The 19,109-nt window shown below is 39.4% G+C and carries 15 protein-coding genes and 1 tRNA gene; 1 reads left to right on the forward strand and 15 read right to left on the reverse strand.

Annotated elements, in window-relative coordinates; translation table 11 throughout:
* Nucleotides 1-65: 65 nt before the first annotated feature.
* The 11 genes from aguB to AAAY30_RS03525 form a co-directional block, all read right to left on the reverse strand.
* Entirely contained in the window at nucleotides 66-944 is an 879-nt protein-coding gene (gene aguB / locus AAAY30_RS03475) for an N-carbamoylputrescine amidase (protein ID WP_337781946.1), read from the reverse strand.
* Entirely contained in the window at nucleotides 941-2,080 is a 1,140-nt protein-coding gene (gene aguA / locus AAAY30_RS03480; protein WP_337781947.1) for an agmatine deiminase, read from the reverse strand. The genes aguB and aguA overlap by 4 nt, the downstream gene beginning before the upstream one ends.
* Nucleotides 2,081-3,208 (reverse strand): carboxynorspermidine decarboxylase, encoded by a 1,128-nt coding sequence (gene nspC, locus AAAY30_RS03485; RefSeq protein WP_195410204.1) that lies wholly within the window; start codon nucleotides 3,206-3,208, stop codon nucleotides 2,081-2,083. It abuts the gene before it with no gap.
* Nucleotides 3,209-3,212: 4 nt separating this feature from the next.
* A complete protein-coding gene (locus tag AAAY30_RS03490) occupies nucleotides 3,213-4,472 on the reverse strand; it encodes a saccharopine dehydrogenase family protein (protein ID WP_022234282.1) in 1,260 nt (419 codons plus the stop codon).
* A gap of 24 nt (nucleotides 4,473-4,496) precedes the next feature.
* Nucleotides 4,497-5,351, reverse strand: coding sequence for a polyamine aminopropyltransferase (speE, locus tag AAAY30_RS03495; RefSeq protein ID WP_022234283.1), 855 nt, complete (start codon nucleotides 5,349-5,351; stop codon nucleotides 4,497-4,499).
* A gap of 57 nt (nucleotides 5,352-5,408) precedes the next feature.
* On the reverse strand, nucleotides 5,409-6,857 hold the full coding sequence (locus AAAY30_RS03500; RefSeq protein ID WP_329961376.1) for an aminotransferase class I/II-fold pyridoxal phosphate-dependent enzyme: 1,449 nt from the start codon (nucleotides 6,855-6,857) through the stop codon (nucleotides 5,409-5,411).
* Between the two features lie 452 nt (nucleotides 6,858-7,309).
* Nucleotides 7,310-9,091: a bifunctional homocysteine S-methyltransferase/methylenetetrahydrofolate reductase gene (locus AAAY30_RS03505; protein ID WP_499215633.1), complete on the reverse strand. Its 1,782-nt coding sequence runs from the start codon at nucleotides 9,089-9,091 to the stop codon at nucleotides 7,310-7,312.
* 19 nt (nucleotides 9,092-9,110) lie between these two features.
* Entirely contained in the window at nucleotides 9,111-9,869 is a 759-nt protein-coding gene (locus tag AAAY30_RS03510; protein ID WP_022234286.1) for a HesA/MoeB/ThiF family protein, read from the reverse strand.
* A gap of 82 nt (nucleotides 9,870-9,951) precedes the next feature.
* On the reverse strand, nucleotides 9,952-11,706 hold the full coding sequence (locus AAAY30_RS03515; RefSeq protein ID WP_337781950.1) for a 1-deoxy-D-xylulose-5-phosphate synthase: 1,755 nt from the start codon (nucleotides 11,704-11,706) through the stop codon (nucleotides 9,952-9,954).
* Nucleotides 11,707-11,832: 126 nt separating this feature from the next.
* On the reverse strand, nucleotides 11,833-14,334 hold the full coding sequence (locus tag AAAY30_RS03520) for a heavy metal translocating P-type ATPase (protein WP_337781951.1): 2,502 nt from the start codon (nucleotides 14,332-14,334) through the stop codon (nucleotides 11,833-11,835).
* 9 nt (nucleotides 14,335-14,343) lie between these two features.
* Nucleotides 14,344-14,646: a metal-sensing transcriptional repressor gene (locus AAAY30_RS03525; RefSeq protein ID WP_022234289.1), complete on the reverse strand. Its 303-nt coding sequence runs from the start codon at nucleotides 14,644-14,646 to the stop codon at nucleotides 14,344-14,346.
* A gap of 296 nt (nucleotides 14,647-14,942) precedes the next feature.
* On the opposite strand from AAAY30_RS03525, the gene AAAY30_RS03530 reads away from it, so the two are divergent.
* Nucleotides 14,943-15,027: transfer RNA gene (locus AAAY30_RS03530), tRNA-Leu, on the forward strand.
* A 391-nt stretch (nucleotides 15,028-15,418) separates the two neighbouring features.
* On the opposite strand, the gene AAAY30_RS03535 is transcribed toward AAAY30_RS03530, so the two are convergent.
* From AAAY30_RS03535 to AAAY30_RS03550, 4 genes are all read right to left on the reverse strand, one after another.
* A complete protein-coding gene (locus tag AAAY30_RS03535) occupies nucleotides 15,419-15,901 on the reverse strand; it encodes a hypothetical protein (protein ID WP_337781952.1) in 483 nt (160 codons plus the stop codon).
* A gap of 236 nt (nucleotides 15,902-16,137) precedes the next feature.
* Nucleotides 16,138-16,521, reverse strand: coding sequence for a hypothetical protein (locus AAAY30_RS03540; RefSeq protein ID WP_117704938.1), 384 nt, complete (start codon nucleotides 16,519-16,521; stop codon nucleotides 16,138-16,140).
* Nucleotides 16,522-16,595: 74 nt separating this feature from the next.
* Nucleotides 16,596-17,063, reverse strand: coding sequence for a hypothetical protein (locus AAAY30_RS03545; RefSeq protein ID WP_022234295.1), 468 nt, complete (start codon nucleotides 17,061-17,063; stop codon nucleotides 16,596-16,598).
* 13 nt (nucleotides 17,064-17,076) lie between these two features.
* The coding region (locus AAAY30_RS03550) for an RHS repeat domain-containing protein (RefSeq protein WP_499215634.1) at nucleotides 17,077-19,109 on the reverse strand (2,033 nt) is incomplete at its 5' end.

Genomic DNA, 19,109 nt, shown 5'->3' on the forward strand with positions numbered 1-19,109 from the left:
GAAATTAAATCAGCATTTTACTTTTTAATATTCTGTCGCATATCAAGCACATATTTTTCTCCTAATCACTTTTCGGTTATTACCTTATAGCAATCTGGGCGTCTGTCACGGAATATTCCCCAGCCGAGTCTGTTTTGAAAAATCTCGTCAAGGTCAAACTCTGCTGTAAGCACGGTTTCTTCATCTCTTGACGCAGATTTAATAATCTCTCCCGTTTCGTTTGTAATGAAAGATGAGCCGTAAAAAACAAGTGAGGAGGTCTGATTGCCGTTTTCGTCACAAGGGATTACATCTTCCCTGCCTATGCGGTTTGCCGCAATTACGGGAATTACATTTGCCGCAGAATGTCCCTGCATACATCTTCTCCAATGCGGCATACTGTCGCACTCAAGTATAGGTTCTGAACCGATAGCGGTCGGATAGAAAATCAATTCGGCGCCATTTAATGCGAGGGCTCTTGCGGTTTCAGGGAACCATTGATCCCAGCAAATGCCTACACCGATTGTACCGAACTTAGTTTTAAAAGTTTTGAACCCCGTATCACCAGGAATAAAGTAAAATTTTTCCTGATAATAATGGTCGTCGGGAATGTGAGTCTTACGGTATAAACCCAGAATTTCGCCGTCCGCATCAATTACCGCAGCACTGTTAAAAAGGCGGTTTTCGTCACGCTCATAAAAGCTGACAGGAATAACAATTTCAAGTTCTTTCGCAAGTTTTGCAAAATGTTTTACAGCATCGTTTTCAAGGGTAGGCTTAGCAAAATTGTAGTAGTCATATCGTCTTTCCTGACAAAAATACTGTCTTTCAAACAGTTCGGGGAGTAAAACAATATTTGCGCCGTCTTTTTTTGCCTGTCGCACAAATTTTTCGGCATTTGCTATATTCTCCCAAACATCGGTTGTACATTTCATCTGAACCGCCGATACCTTAACTTTTCTCATATTTTACCTCCCTTATCGGTAAACGGAATTTGTTGTGTAATGCAGTGAATATTGCCTCCGCCGACAATAATATCTCTTGCATAAATCGGAATAATTTTTCTGTCTTTGCAAACTCTTTCAAGAATTTCTGCGGCAACTCTGTCGCTTTCGGCATTTTCACCGCCGAATTGAGGCAAAATCACAGCGCCGTTGCAAAAATAAAAATTAACATACGATGCCGCAAGCCTTTCTCCTACTTCTCTTGTGTCCTCTCCGTCCTCGAATATATATCCTTTTATATCATTTTCGGTAACTGTCACGGGAATTTTCGGAACAGGCAGTTTATGGACCTTAATCTTTCTTCCTTTATTGTCGGTTGAATTTTCAAGAATATCAAGGCACGCTTTTGATATTGCGTATTGCGGGTCGTTTTCATCATCACACCACGCAAGTACAACCTCTGTCGGAGCGACAAATGCGCATATGTTATCTATATGACCGTTGGTTTCGTCATTATAAATACCCTTGGGTAGCCAGATTGTTTTATTTATACCGAGGTATTTATTTAGCTTTTCTTCAATCTCGGCTTTTGTCAGCTTCGGATTTCTGCCTTTGCTTAACAGACATTCTTCTGTTGTAATGAGCGTGCCCTCTCCGTCAGTATGAATTGAGCCGCCCTCAAGCACAAACGGATGTGCGTCATACAACGGAACACCAAGCGTTTTGCAAAGTTTATACGGAATTTTATCGTCATTCTCCCAATTTGCATACAGACCGTCATATTCGCCGCCCCATGCGTTGAATTGCCAGTCGATGGCACGAATTTCGCCGTTATTGTTTACAACAAAAGTCGGGGCGGTATCCCTTGCCCATGCATCATCGGAATTTATATTCAAAACTTCCGCATTTTTAACACCTTCAAGGCAAGCCTTTGCGTGAGCAAATTTTTTGTCGCTTGCAAGCACAAATACCTTTTCAAACTCCGCAATTTTTCCTATAATTTCCGCAAAAACCTTTTCGGCAAATTTTGCCTCATAGCACCAACTTCCGGGTCTTTCGGGCCAAATCATAACGGTGGCGGAATGTTTTGAAAATTCAGCAGGCATACAAAAGCCATCGTCAGTCGGAAATTTGTTTTTTATATACTCAAAGCTCATTTATGAAAGCCTCTCTTTAAAATCGTTGTACGAAAATTCTTTTATAACCTCGCAGTTATCTTCATTATGCATAAGCACAATTGACGGCAGCGGCATACCGTTAAAGGTATTGTTCTTTACCATTGAGTAAATCGCCATATCCTCAAAAATCAGTCTGTCACCGATTTTAACTTCACTGTCAAAGCTGTAATCGCCGATTACATCGCCTGCAAGGCAGGTACAAGATGACAAACGATAAGTAAACGCTTTTTCATTAGGCTTACCGCTGTTTTTGAGCGGTGGCCTGTACGGCATTTCAAGAACATCAGGCATATGACAGGCGGCAGATGCGTCAAGAATCAGAATATCAAGTCCGTTGTGAACAATGTCCATAACCTCTGTAATAAGATAGCCTGCATTCAGTGCCGCTGCCTCACCTGGTTCAAGATAAACTTCAACATCGTATTTATTTTGAACATACTTTATAAGGTCAACAAGCGCCTTTGTATCGTAATCATCTCGTGTAATATGATGTCCGCCGCCAAAGTTGAGCCATTTTGCGTTATAAAAATACTTGCCGAACTTTTCTTCAACTGCCTTAAAAGTAGACACCAAATCATCTGAATTTTGCTCGCACAATGTGTGAAAGTGAAAGCCCTCAACTCCGTCAAGCAAATCTTCTCTGAAATTTGCCTTTGTAACCCCAAGCCTTGAACCGTAAGCGCACGGGTCATAGATTTCGTGTCCCTCTTGTGTGGAAAATTCGGGGTTAAGTCGTATGCCTACGCTTACATCTGCATTTTGCCATTTATCCCTGTATTTTTCAAGTTGAGAAAATGAGTTAAAAACAATATGACCGCAGATTTTTAAAATCTCTTCAAAATCATTCTCCTTAAAAGCAGGTGCGAAAATGTGCGTTTCTTTGCCGAAACATTCGTGACCGAGTTTAGCCTCATAAAGCCCGCTTGCGGTTGTGCCCGACAGGTATTTGCTCATAAGCGGATACACGCAAAATGCCGAAAAAGCCTTTTGAGCAAGCAGAATTTTACAGCCTGTTCTGTCTTGAACGCTTTTTAATATTTCAAGGTTTTTTATCAGCTTTTGCTCATCTATAACATAGCAAGGTGTTTTTAATTCTGTAAATTTCATCGGCTTACTCAACTGTTACGGGATTTTCGTCAACAACCCAAGGAAGACCGAATTTATTAAGTGCCTCCATATACGGATCGGGGTCAAACTCCTCAACATTATAAACACCAGGCTTTTTCCACTGACCGCTAAGAACAAGTGAAGCACCGATCATAGCCGGCACACCTGTTGTGTATGATACAGCTTGCGAGCCGACCTCTTTATAGCACTCCTGATGGTCGCACATATTGTAGATGTAAATTGTCTTTTCTTTGCCGTCCTTAACGCCTGTAAAGATACAGCCGATATTTGTCTTGCCCTTAGTGCGTGGACCGAGAGATGCAGGGTCAGGCAAAAGAGCCTTTAAGAACTGAATCGGTACAATTTCTCTGCCCTCATACATAACAGGCTCGGTAGAAAGCATACCGACATTCTCAAGGCACTGCATATGTGTAAGGTAGCTCTGTCCGAATGTCATAAAGAAGCGAATACGCTTTACATTCGGAATATTCTTTGCGAGTGACTCGATTTCCTCGTGGTGAAGCAGGTACATATCCTTTTCGCCCACACCGTCAAAGTTATACACTCTCTTAATCTCCATAGGTTTGGTTTCAATCCACTTGCCGTCTTCCCAATACGAGCCGTTTGCGGATACCTCACGAAGATTGATTTCAGGGTTAAAGTTTGTTGCAAACGGATAGCCGTGGTCGCCGCCGTTGCAGTCGAGAATATCTATATAATGGATTTCATCAAAATAATGCTTGAGCGCATATGCTGTAAATACGCTTGTAACACCCGGGTCAAAGCCTGTACCCAAAAGTGCTGTGATACCTGCTTTTTCAAACTTTTCTTTATATGCCCACTGCCACGAATAATCAAAGTAAGCGGTAAAGCCAAGGTCTTTGCAGCGTTTTTCGTAAACAGCTTTCCATTCGGGGTCTGTTGTGTCCTCCGGTTCATAGTTTGCCGTATCAATGTAGTCTGTTTTGGTTTCAAGGCAGGCGTCCATAATTGTTAAATCCTGATACGGAAGTGCGAGGTTTAGTACCGCATCGGGCTTGTATGAATTAATAAGAGCCACAAGCTCGTCCTTACTGTCGGCATTTACCTGTGCGGTTGTAATAACCGTTTTTGTTGTGTTTTCAAGTTTTGCTTTTATAGCGTCACACTTTGATTTTGTCCTGCTTGCAATGCAAATTTCTGTAAAAACATCGCTGTTCTGACAACACTTGTGAATTGCAACACCTGCAACACCGCCACAACCGATAATTAAAAGTCTGCTCATTTTGTTTTCCTCCAATATATAAAATTATTTTTCTTCTTCTGCAAGTAAATCTTCAACATATTTCGGCAGCATAAATGCACCTCGATGAAGATTGGTCGTATAGTACCAAGTTTTTATGCCACGCTTGTTCCATCTTTTAGCGTCAAGGTCTTTGAGCGGATGATACTTTTTAGATGCAAAGCCAAACAGCCAATAACCTGCGGCACAGGTAGGAATATGCGCCTGATACACACGGCTTATCGGAAATGAGTTGTACACTCTCTTGTGCATAGCCTTACAAGCACCCTCGTCCTCATCATAGAACGGACTGCCGTGCTGATATACCATAATTCCGTCATCTTTAAGTGCCTTGTAGCAGCTGCCGTAAAACTCTTTTGTAAAAAGTCCCTCGGTGTGTCCGAACGGGTCTGTAGCGTCATTTATAATTAAATCATATTCGTTATGACTTGTTCTTAAAAACCTTAAACCGTCCTGATAATATATATTTACTCTTTTATCTTCAAGACCCTTTGAGTTGTCGGGGAAATATTCCTTGCACACCTCAACAAACATCTCGTCAGGCTCAACAACATCTATAACTTCAATCTCTTCATAATGTGAAAGCTCTCTGGCAACACCGCCGTCGCCGCCGCCGATTACAAGCACCTTTTTTACATTCGGATGAACCGCCATAGGCACATGAACAATCATCTCGTCGTAGGTGAACTCGTCTTTCTCACTGAAAATCACATTACCGTCTGAAGTAAGAAATCTGCCAAACTCCACAGAATCAAAAACATCGATTCGCTGAAAATCGCTCTGACCGCTGAATAGCTGTTTTTCAACTCTTATAGAAAGCTCAACATTATCGGTATGTCTTTCAGAAAACCAAAATTCCATATAAACACTCCTTTGGTTTGTTTTTTACAAAACGCATTATTAGTAACCTTAAAAACTTTATTTCAATACATTAAGTTTTTCAATATACGGGTCTTCCGTACCCTGCATTGAGCAGCCTTTTTCTTTTGCATAATTAATATACTCTATAATTTCATCTGTAATCATTTCGCCCGGTGAAAGAATCGGTATTCCGGGCGGATAGCACATAACAAATTCACTGCAAATTCTTCCTGCCGTCTGTTCAATCGGCAGCATTTCTTTGTCTGCATAAAACGCATCTCTCGGTGTTGCCGATACAATAGGCGGAATGTACTCCATACTAAGCATTTTTGCATTGTCCTTTGAATAAAGCCTTTTAATATCGGCAAGCGCACCTACAAGTCTTTCAATGTCCTGTATTCTGTCGCCGATTGAAATATAGGCAAGTATGTTGCCTATATCGCCGAATTCTATCTGAATATCGTATTCGTCACGCAGTAAGTCGTAAACTTCAATTCCGGCAAGCCCTATATCTCTTGTGTAAACTGAAAGTTTGGTTACATCGTAATCAAACACGCTGCTGCCGTTGTTAAGCTCTCTGCCGTAAGCGTAGTAACCGCCGATTTCGTTTATCTCATTTCGGGCATATTCAGCCATTTTCATTACTTTACCGAACGACTCTTTTCCTCTCAAGGCAAGGTTCCTTCTTGAAATATCAAGACTTGACATAAGCAGATAGCTTGCGCTTGTGGTCTGCGTAAGATTAATTATCTGCGCCACATACTCCCAGCGTACATTTTTGTTTGTAAGCAGCAATGAGCTTTGCGTAAGACTTCCGCCGGATTTATGCATAGACACCGCCGCAATATCTGCACCTGCCGCCATGGCCGATACAGGCAAATCTTCACCGAAATAGAAATGTGTGCCGTGAGCCTCGTCTGCAAGCACTTTCATACCATGAGCATGTGCAAGTTTTACAATTGCTTTTAAATCGGACGCAATACCGTAGTAGGTCGGATTATTTACAAGAATAGCAACGGCATCGGGATTTTCTTTGATTGCGTTCTCAACTTGAGAAAGTTCCATACCGAGCGCTATTCCGATTTTTTTGTCAACATCGGGATTTACATATGCAGGCACCGCACCGCAGAGCACAAGAGCATTAATAACACTTTTGTGCACATTTCTCGGCAAAATAATTTTATCGCCTGCTTTGCATACAGACCAAATCATACTCTGCACTGCGGAAGTTGTACCTCCGACCATAAAAAATGCATGACCTGCGCCGAATGCATCCGCCGCAAGCTGTTCCGCCTCCAAAATTACCGATACGGGGTGACAGAGATTATCAAGCGGCTTCATTGAATTTACATCAAGACCTACGCATTTTTCGCCGAGCAACTCAACGAGTTCGTGATTTCCTCTTCCCCTTTTATGTCCCGGCACATCAAAGGGCACTACCCTTTGTTTGCGAAATTTTTGCAGAGCCTCATACAGGGGGGCTTTCTTTTGTGTGTTTATATCCATTTACATTACCCTTTCGGCTTATCAAAAATAATGCAACAAAAAACAGGCGGCACGATGCACCACCTGTTTGATTAACGGATATATGATTTATTTTCTGTAGCTTATGCTGACAGTTAATAGAAGAATTCCGTTTTCAGAGCTAATGTAGCAAATATACCGTTCTGCTCTTATTGACCGTTTCACAAGTGATGTGCTGTTGCACTGATGATAAGTAATCGACTTATAAAATTTGAGCTTTTAACTCAATCAATAATGTGGCTTGCGCCACGCTCGGCAGCTGACCCGCCTGTCCGTATGGGCTTAACTTACATATGCAAGTGGTCATATATTTGCATGAAAACAGAAATCTTTTTCACGCTAAATTAAGTAAGATATACTCTTACAACAAATTTATAATAAACCAAAACTAATATTTTGTCAAGAAATTTATAGGGTTTTACATAAATTTTATCTTAGACTTCCTGTATAATTCTTTTGAGCAAATATGTTCGGTTAAACGGGAAAGAAAAATAATAACCGTCCGCAAAATCTCTTGTAGCTGCAATCATTTCTTTTGCAAGTTCAACACCTACATTTTCGCCGTCTTCACGGCCGGCGTTTTCGGGATAACGATCAATAACTTCATCCGTAACATTAACTCCCGAAATTTCGTTTTTCATAAAAAGAGCATTTTTTCGGCTGACCAACGGCATAATTCCGCACAAAATTCTTGCGCCCGTTTCTTCTTTTACTCTGCGCAAACGCTCGGCATCTTCTGCTGTAAATACAGGTTGAGTAAGGAAAAATTCTGCGCCTGCCTCCATTTTCTTTTGCACACGCTTAATTTCCGATTCTATTCTTCGTCTGCTCTGATTTATAGCGCCGCCGTAAGTGAGCGGACTGTCTTTTAATGCCTCGCTGTTCATTTCATCGGCAATGCGCATAAGACCCACGGAGTCGAAATTAAACACAGACTTTACTACTTGTCTTGCCATAACGGGGATAGGGTCGCCTGTTATGATAAGAAAATTATTAATGTCGTTTATACTTGCGCCAAGGAAAGTTGAGCGCATGGCAATGGCGTTTTTATCTCGGCAACAGATATGCGGCATTACATCAAAGCCTGTTTCATTTTTAACCTTTTGAGCCATAAGCACAGAGTCGATTCTTGTTCTGCCCGAAGGAGAATCGGGAAATGTAAGTACATCTACTCCAAGACCTTTGAGCATATGTGCTGCCTCAAGCAGTTTTTTATCATCTGCGCCGAAAGGCGGAGCAAGTTCTACCGCAATAAGTTTTTTATCTTTAATTGTACCGTCGGCATTTCTGAAAAAGCTCTTTTTTATAACAGGCTTTTCGTTTTCGTTGTTTGCGAAAGTTTCATCCGATTTTACGGTAGGTGTAAGGTCAACGGTTTTTGCAACTTCTCTTATGTAATCAGGTGTTGTACCACAGCAACCGCCTATAATATCCGCTCCGAGCAAAGCCATATCATTTACCTTAGACGCAAAATATATCGGATTATCAGCATATTTTACACGGTTGCGCACAAGTAAAGGATAACCGGCATTTGGCATAGCCGTGGCAAAACAATTGTTGTTAAGATTAATTCTTGACAATATCTGCTGCATATGGGCAGGGCCTACACCGCAGTTAAGACCTACGGCGTCAACGCATTTTGAAAATGCAGTTTCACTAACAAGCCTTTCCGCACTTTCGCCCGCCTCACTGTAACCGTACTGATTCACGCAGAACTGCACAATTATAAACGGATTACATTCCTCTTTAATTCTCTTTATTGCAGGCATAATATGTTCGGACTGTGTAAAGGTTTCAAAACATAAAATATCTGCGCCCTCATCTATAAAAGTTTTCGCAATCTGATAGTATTCTTCTTCCACAGCCTCAAAATCAGGCTGAAAAACTGCGGGAACAGGACCGATATTGCCTGCGATAAATATTTCTTTTCCGCTCTGCTCAACCGCTTCTTTTGCAATTTTGTAAGCCGCTTTTATATTTTCCTTAACCTGTTCGATTGAGCAGTCAAGAGAGTATGTGTTGCTCGCAAAAGTGTTGGTTCTGATAAGTTTTGCACCGCTGTTTATATACTCGGTATGAATTTCCGATATTCTCTGCGAAGCGGTAATATTTGCATATTCGGGAATATCGACCGTTTTATATTTTTGGGAATAGTATGTGCCGAAAGAGCCGTCTGCAATCAGCTTGCTCTTTTTAAGGTATTCTCTGATATTCATAATTTCTCCTATATTTTTATTATGCCTGCTTTGCGCAAGCCTTGCAATTCGGGTTTTGTTTCGGGAGTTTTATTTTGCGGAAAGACGCATTTAAAGCATTGTAAATAAGCATATAACCGCATAAAAGTTCACCCTTTGAGAGTAAAAACTTTATTGCTTCCATTGCCTGCAAACTGCCTGTTACTCCGCAAGCCGCACTTATAACTCCTACCTCCTTTGGAAGAGGTACATCGCCCGCTTTCGGTTCTTCTTCAAAAACACATCGGTAGCACGGGGATTTGTGTGGAATATATGTCATAAGCTGACCTTCAAAACCGACAACGCCTGCATGACAAAACGGCTTTTCCGCCTTTACACAGTAATCGTTAATCAAAAACTTACTGCCGAAATTATCGGTGCAATCAAGCACAAAATCATAATCAGAGATAAGCTCGGCTATATTTTCACTGTTCACATATGTTTTGTAGGTTTTGACATTAACATCGGGATTCAACTTATTTATTTTTTCCTTAGCCGATTCAACTTTTGCTTTGCCTATATCGGCACAGTTATGTATAACCTGTCTTTGCAGATTAGACACATCAACTTCGTCGGCGTCTGCAATGCCAATTGTGCCTACTCCTGCGCTTGCAAGATACATAAGCGCAGGTGAGCCAAGACCGCCCGCACCGATTACAAGTACGCTTGAAGAAAGCAACTTTTTCTGTCCGCTCTCTCCTATCTCTTTCATTACAAGCTGTCTTGAATAGCGTTTGTTTTGTTCGTAGGTTAAATTCATAAAAACTCCTAAAATAAAAATCAGGGCAGAAAAACTCTGCCCTAATATTTTAATACTATTTGATTGTAATTGTCAACTTAAATCAGATAAAATCTTTAATATCCTCGCAAATCTGCTCTTTGGTGAGATGATTTTCGGCAAGAACTTCATTATAGTCATATCTGTCGAGAAACTCTTTCTTTAAGCCGTAGTTAAATACTTTGACATCCGATTTACCGTAAAATCTTGCAATTTTTTCGCCGAAACCGCCGTTAAGAATACCGTCCTCAAGTGTAATTACAACATCGTGAGTTTTTGCAAGTTCTGCAAGCAAGACTTCGTCCGTACCTGTAATGTAAACAGGATTTACAACGGTAGCGTCAATACCGTACTGCTTTTTAATTTCATCGGCAACACTTTCACCGAGCTGATAGAATGTGCCGAGTCCGAGAATTGCAACCTTGCCGCCTTCTTTTGTGACGCTGTATTTGTTAAGGTTGTCAAAGTCAATCGGTTTGTAATTCGGATTTGAAACAACTCCGTTGCCCGGTACTCTGATTGCAACAGGGTACTTTCTCTGCGACATACTCCATTCAACCATAGCAAGATATTCTTCCTTGCAAGTAGGTGCAAGATATACAAGGTTAGGAATATTTGAAAGCATTGCAATATCGTAGATACCGAGGTGAGTTACATCGTTCATACCGAATACTGTCGCAGCAAAAACAATAATTGTAACAGGGTTTGAATTAATACATAAATCCTGTGAAATCTGGTCATATGTTCTCTGTATAAATGAACTGTAAACACCGTAAACAGGTTTAGCGCCGTTTTTTGCCATACCCGAAGCAAGAGCAACTGCGTGCTCCTCGGCAATGCCTACATCAATAAACTGCTTGCCTGCAATGTCACGCTTGTCCTTTGTAAAGCCTGCAACTGTAGGTGTGCCCGAAGTAATAACGGCAACGCTCTTATCGTTCTTCATCTTTTCAAGAAGATAATTTACCGTAATATCGTCATAGCTTTCGCCGTCAAATTCAAATTTAGATCTGCCTGTTTCAATGTCAAACGGCATACACCAGTGCCAATTCTCTTTGTCCTTTTCGGCAGGAGCATAACCCTTACCCTTTTGTGTGCAAATATGAACGACTACAGGGTGGTCAATGTCTTTTACGCTTTCAAAAGCTGAAATAAGCTGTTCAATATCGTTGCCGTCCTTGACAAATACATAGTCAAGTCCCATTGCCTTAAAGAGGTTACATTCGGCTTTACCGTCCGTATCTCTTAAAAGTTTGAGATTTTTATAAAGTCCGCCGTGATTTTCGGCGATAGACATATCGTTATCGTTTACAACAATAATAAAGTTGCCGTCAAACTCGCCTGCATAATCAAGACCCTCAAGAGCCTCACCGCCGCTTAACGAACCGTCGCCGATTACGGCAATTACATTTTCCTTGCCGCCGTTTAAATCTCTTGCCTTTGCAAGACCCGACGCAAGGCTGACAGAAGTTGAGGTGTGACCGATATTAAAAAAATCGTGCTCGCTTTCCTCGGGATTTGCATAGCCTGAAACATCGTCATACTTATCTTCAAAAATGAATGCGTCTTTTCTGCCTGTAAGAATTTTGTGGCAGTAACTCTGATGCGATACATCAAAGACAAACTTGTCAACAGGTGAATTAAACACATAATGCAATGCTATAATAGCCTCCGCCATACCGAGGTTAGGGCCGAAGTGTCCGCCGTGGATACTTAGCTTTTTAATGAGGACTGTACGCATTTCCTGTGCAAGCTGTTTCATTTCTTCCGTATTGAGTGCTTTTACATCTTGAGGTGAATTAATTTTTTCAATATACATAATAACATCTCCTGTAAATTTTATAAAGATATTATAACTGTTAAAGCTGACTTTAAGTCAATAGTTTTTTTAAATTTTTTGCAAAAAATTTGCAGATGCCGTTTAAATCGACATCTGCAAATAAAATTATGAAATTGAAATTACATTGTATCCCTGGTCTTCGACAGTTTTCTTGAGTACATCGTTTGAAACTTCTGCGGTAAGTGTTACAACAGCTGTGCCTTTTTCGTGGCTTACTTCTGCCTGACTTACCTGTGCAAGTCCCTCAAGACTTTGTTTTACTCTGCCCTCGCAGTGTGAACACATCATACCGTCAATTTTCATTGTCTTTGTCATAGCATTATCATCCTTTTTTGATTTATATTTTATTTTTCTGTCTTTCTTTGGATTTGTAATGTCAAAGAAATTCAGCCTTAGAGCATTGGTTACAACGCAGAAACTCGACAGGCTCATTGCCGCTGCACCGAACATCGGATTAAGCTGCCAGCCGAGCAACGGAATCCAAACGCCTGCCGCAAGCGGAATACCGATAACATTATAGATAAATGCCCAGAAAAGATTTTCGTGGATATTTCTTAATGTTTTGCGGCTAAGTCTTACCGCTGCGGGAACATCCGTAAGTTTGCTCTTCATAAAAACAACATCGGCGGCATCAATTGCAATGTCCGTACCCGAACCGATTGCCATACCTATATCCGCTCTTGTAAGCGCAGGTGCGTCGTTTATACCGTCGCCGACCATAAGAACCTTGCCCTGCTTTTTGAGTTCGGCAACAACTTTTTCTTTACCGTCAGGCATAACGCCTGCAATAACTTCGTCAACACCTGCAAGTTTTCCTACAGCCTTAGCTGTTCTCTCATTGTCGCCCGTGAGCATTACAACCTTAATGCCCATATTTTGTAATTGTTTAATAGCCTTCGGACTTTCCTCTTTTATTACATCGGCAACGGCTATTATTCCCAAAAGCTTGTTATCGAGCATAAAGAACAGCGGTGTTTTGCCCTCTTCGGAAAGTTTGTCGGCTTTGCTTAATATATCGTTTGAAATACCGATAATTGAAGAAATATATTTCTTACTGCCGCCGATAATCCTTTTACCGTTGTATTCGGCAGACAATCCGTTACCCGATTCAGTCTTAAAATCTGTAACTTCATACGGATTTAAAGAAAGTTCCTCCGCTTTTACGATTATCGCTTTTGCAAGCGGATGTTCGCTTTTGACTTCAATTGAATATGCATATTTTAAAAGTTCATTTTCTGTGATTTCAAACGGAATAATATCAGTAACCTTTGGTTCGCCCTTAGTGATTGTACCTGTCTTGTCAAGTACGGCAATTTGAGTTTTGCCTGCCTCTTCAAGAGATGCTGCGGTTTTAAAAAGAATACCTTTTCTTGCGCCCATACCGTTGCCTACCATAATTGCAACAGGTGTGGCAAGTCCCAATGCGCAAGGACAGCTGATTACAAGAACAGATATACCCCTTGCAAGCGCATAGCCGACAGTTTGACCGCACAAAAGCCATACGGCAATAGTAACAACAGCAATAACAATTACAACAGGCACGAACACACCCGATACCTTATCGGCAATCTTAGCGACAGGCGCTTTTGTAGCCGCAGCATCGCTAACCATTTTTATGATTTGCGATAAAGCCGTATCTTCGCCGACAGCCGTAGCACTGCACTTGATAAATCCCGATTTATTAATCGTACCTGCCGACACGCTGTCACCGACAACTTTATCGACAGGAATACTCTCTCCTGTAAGAGCCGACTCGTCAACAGCTGTACTGCCGTCTGTGATTTCAGCGTCAACGGGAATACTCTCACCCGGACGAACAACGAATACATCGCCTTTTTTCACCTTATCAACAGTTACTTCGGTTTCTTTGCCGTCAATCAACAAGGTTGCTTTTTTAGGTGCAAGGTTCAAAAGTGCCTTGAGCGCATTTGTCGTCTTACCTTTTGAGTGAGCCTCAAGCATTTTGCCCACCGTAATCAGCGTAAGAATCATTGCCGCCGATTCAAAATAGAACTCGTGCATATAACTCATAACAAGTTCAGCATTGCCTTTTACCTGTGCATCGGTCATAGCAAAAAGTGCATATACACTGTACACAAACGATGCACCCGAGCCGAGGGCAACAAGCGTGTCCATATTAGGTGAACGGTGAATCAGGCCTTTAAATCCGCTTATAAAAAATTTCCGGTTTATAACCATTATTATAACGCAGAGCAAAAGCTGAGCAAGTCCCATTGCGATATGATTGTCCGCAAAAAACGCAGGCAACGGCCAACCCCACATCATATGCCCCATTGAAATATACATCAATACGACAAGAAAGCCGACAGAGGCAATCAGTCTGTGCATAAGTACAGGCGTGTCTTTATCTTTCAATTGATCGGTTTCGGCAGACTGTTTTTTCTCTGCGCCTGCCACACTCGCACCGTAACCCGCCTTTTCAACGGCTGCGATTATGCTCTCGTCACTTGCACTGCCCTCTACTCCCATAGAATTTGTAAGCAGGCTTACCGAGCAGGACTGTACGCCCTCAACCTTTGAAACCGCTTTTTCAACACGGGAACTGCAAGCAGCACAACTCATTCCCGTAACATTAAATTTTTTCATCAAAAGCACCTACCTCATAAGCTTTTGCAAGGTTGCGACAAGGTCGTCAATTGTTTCGTCTTTACCGTTGCGAATATCCTCCGCCACACAGGTTTTGATATGATTTGCAAGCAGCTCTTTATTAAATGAATTGAGCGCCGCATTAACGGCAGAAACCTGAACCAGAATATCGGTGCAATAGGCATTTTTCTCAAGCATACCTTTAATACCCCTTATCTGCCCCTCTATGCGGTTAAGACGATTGATGAGAGCCTTGTACTCTTTCTCGCTTCTTTGCTTTGTTTTATTACTGTGACAATTTTCACATGCCATAAAATCAGTCCTTTATACTTTCATACCCCATAAGGGTATATTTATTATATACCCCCGTATGGTATATTGTCAATACTAAGATATTGATTCCAAAAATTTTATAGATATACTTATAGCAAAAAGCATTATATTCACCTTAAAACCTGTCACATACTTTTTCGTACGCAATTCGTGCAAAATGAAATTTAAAATTCTCTTGATTTTTAAAAATAAATCTGTTATAATAATCTCATTGCGGATTAAGCGATTAGCTCCGCCTCGGTTTGCTATGCCGTGTAAAAATTAAGAGCACCTATGCGGGTGTGGTGGAATTGGCAGACACGCAAGATTTAGGTTCTTGTGCTTACCGGTGTGCAGGTTCAAGTCCTGTCACCCGCACCAAACAACAAAGGGTATCAATACAAAACAGTATTGATACCCTTTGTTCTTATATCCAGCAAATGAACATCTTGTCTTTAATTATGTATAGTTTTGCAATTAATAACAAAACAGTCAGTCAAAGCAAAAACTTTAACTGACTGTTTGTGTTAAAACTACTTAAAAAGATAGAATACAAAATATGATAAAATAAATACAGCTAATGCAATTATTTTTTTATTTCTATCATTTCTAAACATTGCTATTTGTTCGTTCCCATTTAAGAAATTTACCTTTTTAAGTTTGCATATTCTTTTTACTGATTGGAGTATAGAGCCAACACCTAAATAAATTCCTAAAGCATAAGCTAAATTTTTAAAAAAAATAATTCGCAAATTGCAATAGTAAGTTGCGATTAATTAAAAACTATAGTTTGATTATTTATTTCTAAAGAATAATTCTTTGTGTAACTATTTATAGTACCATAAATTAAATATGATTTATATACCTTAGAAGACTGCTTAGAATTAATAACTCCAATAGGAATAAATTTAATATCTGAGTCCGAAGTATCTTTTATAGTTTGAATATCTTCACCGAAATAATATGTGCCACATAAATAATAGTCAGAGGAGTTATTAATATGAGTTATGCTTAAGTTAACATATCTATCATCATATTGGCTTTCTGTTGAATAATCAAATACAGTAGTAATTTTATATGAATTATTGTCTGTCCCCAAATATGTGTTGGTATAATTGTTCTTGCTTTTTTCTAAAATAACCATACAAGATTTTTCATCATAAACAATATCAGCTATTCTTTCGCTTGATGGATATAAATAGTTAATAACCTGTTGAGGAGATTGAAAATCTATAAATAGGTTTTCAATCGGCAAGAATTCCAATACTGTGCAAAAGCATAATGCTGAAACAATGATTAGGAAATACATTCTTTTCTTTTTGGGCTTGCAAATCCTTGCTATGAAAATGAAAACTATTATAGTGATTATTATTCTAATTATACTATACATATAATATACCTTTCTGATATTTTTATGTTGCAGGAACAGTTTGAGTTGAGTATGATGGATCGTAACCGTATAAAATCGCTGCAATTAATAAAGCATTAACACTAAAAATAGTAATATGTTACTGCATCGGTTGAAGAATTTGCCTTGTAGCTTACTGCATAAAGCTGACCGTTTGCATCATAACAATAGTCGAATACTTTTTCTCCCCTTGTTTCGTGCATAAGGTGACCGTTGAGGTATTCATATGTGTATTCAACTCCATTTACGGTTTTACTTGTTATTACGCCGTTGCTGTCATACTTATAGCTGATACTGTCATTGCCGCTTTGTAGGGTTGTAAGCTTTCTGCCGTTGAGCCAAGTCATTTCCATACCGTCACGATATGAAAGCGGATTGCCTATTTCATCATAGGTTATTGTTTCTCCGTTGTAGCGTGTAAGCTTGTCGCCCCAGTTAAAAATATTATGTATCCTTTCAAAAAACACTTCACATTAATTTAAAGGAAATATTCTTAAATCTTTAAGACAATTTTTTGTTTTAGCGAAAACAATTAATTTTTCTATGCTCTAATTTCACATTTATTGCAATAAGCTTTTTGTAATATATTTTCTGTTGTATTAAAATTAGATCTAATAAAAATTAACATCACCAAATTACCAAAACAAAACATTAATATAGGAAGTAATATGGTTGAAGGATTATACAATAAAAAAATAATAAAAAACAATATACACAAGCAACTATATATTATCTGAAAAAACAATGTTACTGGTGATGGTTTTAGTTTTGCATAAACGATAGTTCCTTCATTATTACTTTTAAAACAGCCCACAACTTTTGTTCTTATCGGTTCTCTTGGACCAGATAGATTAAGTGTAATATCAAAACTATCATCTGATATTCTGCCAATAAAGTCGCATTTGTACTTACTTGCTTTGCTATAAGGAAAAGTCAGTTGTTTCAATTTTTCTTTGGAATTATCTAAAGAAAGATTTGTATTAATTGTTATACTCTTATCATAAATCATAGCATTATACTCCTTAATAATATGACGGAGAACTACAAAAACCCGGACCTTTTCCTATTGGTCTTCCACAAGCACGACAATACTTCTGAGAGTTTTTATTATGTATCTTATTATTGTTTGTATTATTTTTATTCATATTCTTTTTTATATTCTTGTTAGTCGTTTTGGGAGTATTCGAGGTACTTGTATATATTGTATTAGTTGTCGGTGTATATGTATGGAAATCAGCACCTAAGCCGCCACCTGGATTTATAACAATACCCGCAAAACCATATTCACTAAAAACTAAATCAACACCTAAAAAACCGCCAAAACCAGCAGAACCACCAAAATAGAAATAGCGTCTCTCAGATAATTCATCAACACTATTTGCATCCCAATAAAAGCCAATCGGCATTGATGCACTCAAATCAGCAACACCAAAATATGGATTTTCTTTTAAATTGGTTCCGGCGTATGAAAATTGCAAAGCAGTATCTCCATTTCCGTCGAAAGCTGCACAAATAGATGCATTCACTCCCCAAAAAAGTGTACAATCTCCAGAAAAGCCAACTGTAGTAACAAAACAACCACCTGTGTCAATATAGATTCCCGGGTTATTCTGACAATACGCATTCATATTAGTATCAAGAATGTTATCGCCTGACTGGAAATAGCCGTCTGCATTCACAAATCTGTGGGTAACAGGGTCGTAGTAACGGCTCATAAGGTAGTATAAGCCTGATTCAGAGTCATAGTAATAACTGCGATAGCGGAATGGATTGAGGTTAGCAATATGGTTAGGGTCTGTAATTTCTTGATTGCTCGCATTTGATACTGTGAGCACATTACCCCAGACATCGTATTCATACTTAGCTACAACATTACCGTTACCGTCATAGATTGAAGTAATATCACCTCTCCAGTTGTGAGCGAAGTAATATGTTACTGCATTGGTTGATGAATTTGCCTTGTAGCTTACTGCGTAGAGCTGACCGTTTGCGTCGTAGCAGTAATCAAAGGTTTTTGTACCTCTTGTTTCGTGCATAAGCTGACCGCCGAGATACTCATATGTATATTCAACGCCGTTTACAGTCTTGCTTGTTCTTACGCCATTACTGTCATACTTATAGCTGATACTATCGTTGCCGTATTGTAAAGTAGTGAGCTTTCTGCCGTTGAGCCAAGTCATTTCCATACCGTCACGATATGAAAGCGGATTGCCTATTTCATCATAGGTTATAGTTTCTCCGTTGTAGCTTGTAAGTTTATCGCCCCAATTTGAATCATTGTACTCATAATTCACGGTAACCGCACCGCCGTAAGGTATGCCGTTTGCATTTATTTTTCTTGTTACTTCCGAAAGTATGTTGCCCGCTTCATCATACTCATAATAATGATTCTTTAAATTAATACAGTCCGTTGATGATTCCAATTGATTAAAATCATCATAATCGTATATATACAGCAATTTATAACTATTGTTTACTTTTTGGAATATATGAGTTATATTGCCATTTGTATCATAATCATATTTGTAAGTATCTTTACTAATGGTTTCTTCCTTAATTTTTGTTGTGGTAAAATTTTCTCCACGCTCACTGTCATAGTAGGTGTAGCTCATATCAAGCGGAGTTTTTAATGCAACAGATGATTTTGTCTGTCTGTTTAGTCCGTCATATGTATATGTTACCTTACTTGAAACATCAGAAGAATATTCTGTAAGCAAATTGTCTTTGCCGTAAGTAAAGCTGTGGACTATGGAACTGTCGCCGTTTTTGCTTGCGAGTTTTGTTACATTGTTATTTAAATCGTAATCATACTCATAAGCCGAAACAAACTTATTTTCAGCGTCGGTTTTTGAAATATCTGTTTTTACCTGTCGCACAAGTCTGCCTGTTGTATCATAATCATAGTCATACTGTCGATTATTTACAAAGTCTTTATGGCGCATAACCGTACCCGTTTTATCGCTTAAAAAGCTGAATGCAAGTTTGCCGTTATAGAAAAGTTCCTTAACATTGCCGTATTTATCGTAATTGTAATTTACGGTCTGACCGTTTCCGT

It is taken from the genome of Ruminococcoides bili, assembly GCF_040093295.1.
Taxonomy (GTDB): Bacteria; Bacillota; Clostridia; order Oscillospirales; family Acutalibacteraceae; genus Ruminococcoides; species Ruminococcoides intestinale_A.

Excerpts from the sequence above, each read along its gene's own strand:
- aguB (WP_337781946.1), bottom strand. The coding sequence starts at position 944 with ATGAGAAAAGTTAAGGTATCGGCGGTTCAGATGAAATGTACAACCGAT.
- aguA (WP_337781947.1), bottom strand. The coding sequence starts at position 2,080 with ATGAGCTTTGAGTATATAAAAAACAAATTTCCGACTGACGATGGCTTT.
- nspC (WP_195410204.1), bottom strand. The coding sequence starts at position 3,208 with ATGAAATTTACAGAATTAAAAACACCTTGCTATGTTATAGATGAGCAA.
- AAAY30_RS03490 (WP_022234282.1), bottom strand. The coding sequence starts at position 4,472 with ATGAGCAGACTTTTAATTATCGGTTGTGGCGGTGTTGCAGGTGTTGCA.
- speE (WP_022234283.1), bottom strand. The coding sequence starts at position 5,351 with ATGGAATTTTGGTTTTCTGAAAGACATACCGATAATGTTGAGCTTTCT.
- AAAY30_RS03500 (WP_329961376.1), bottom strand. The coding sequence starts at position 6,857 with ATGGATATAAACACACAAAAGAAAGCCCCCCTGTATGAGGCTCTGCAA.
- AAAY30_RS03505 (WP_499215633.1), bottom strand. The coding sequence starts at position 9,091 with ATGAATATCAGAGAATACCTTAAAAAGAGCAAGCTGATTGCAGACGGC.
- AAAY30_RS03510 (WP_022234286.1), bottom strand. The coding sequence starts at position 9,869 with ATGAATTTAACCTACGAACAAAACAAACGCTATTCAAGACAGCTTGTA.
- AAAY30_RS03515 (WP_337781950.1), bottom strand. The coding sequence starts at position 11,706 with ATGTATATTGAAAAAATTAATTCACCTCAAGATGTAAAAGCACTCAAT.
- AAAY30_RS03520 (WP_337781951.1), bottom strand. The coding sequence starts at position 14,334 with ATGAAAAAATTTAATGTTACGGGAATGAGTTGTGCTGCTTGCAGTTCC.
- AAAY30_RS03525 (WP_022234289.1), bottom strand. The coding sequence starts at position 14,646 with ATGGCATGTGAAAATTGTCACAGTAATAAAACAAAGCAAAGAAGCGAG.
- AAAY30_RS03545 (WP_022234295.1), bottom strand. The coding sequence starts at position 17,063 with ATGATTTATGATAAGAGTATAACAATTAATACAAATCTTTCTTTAGAT.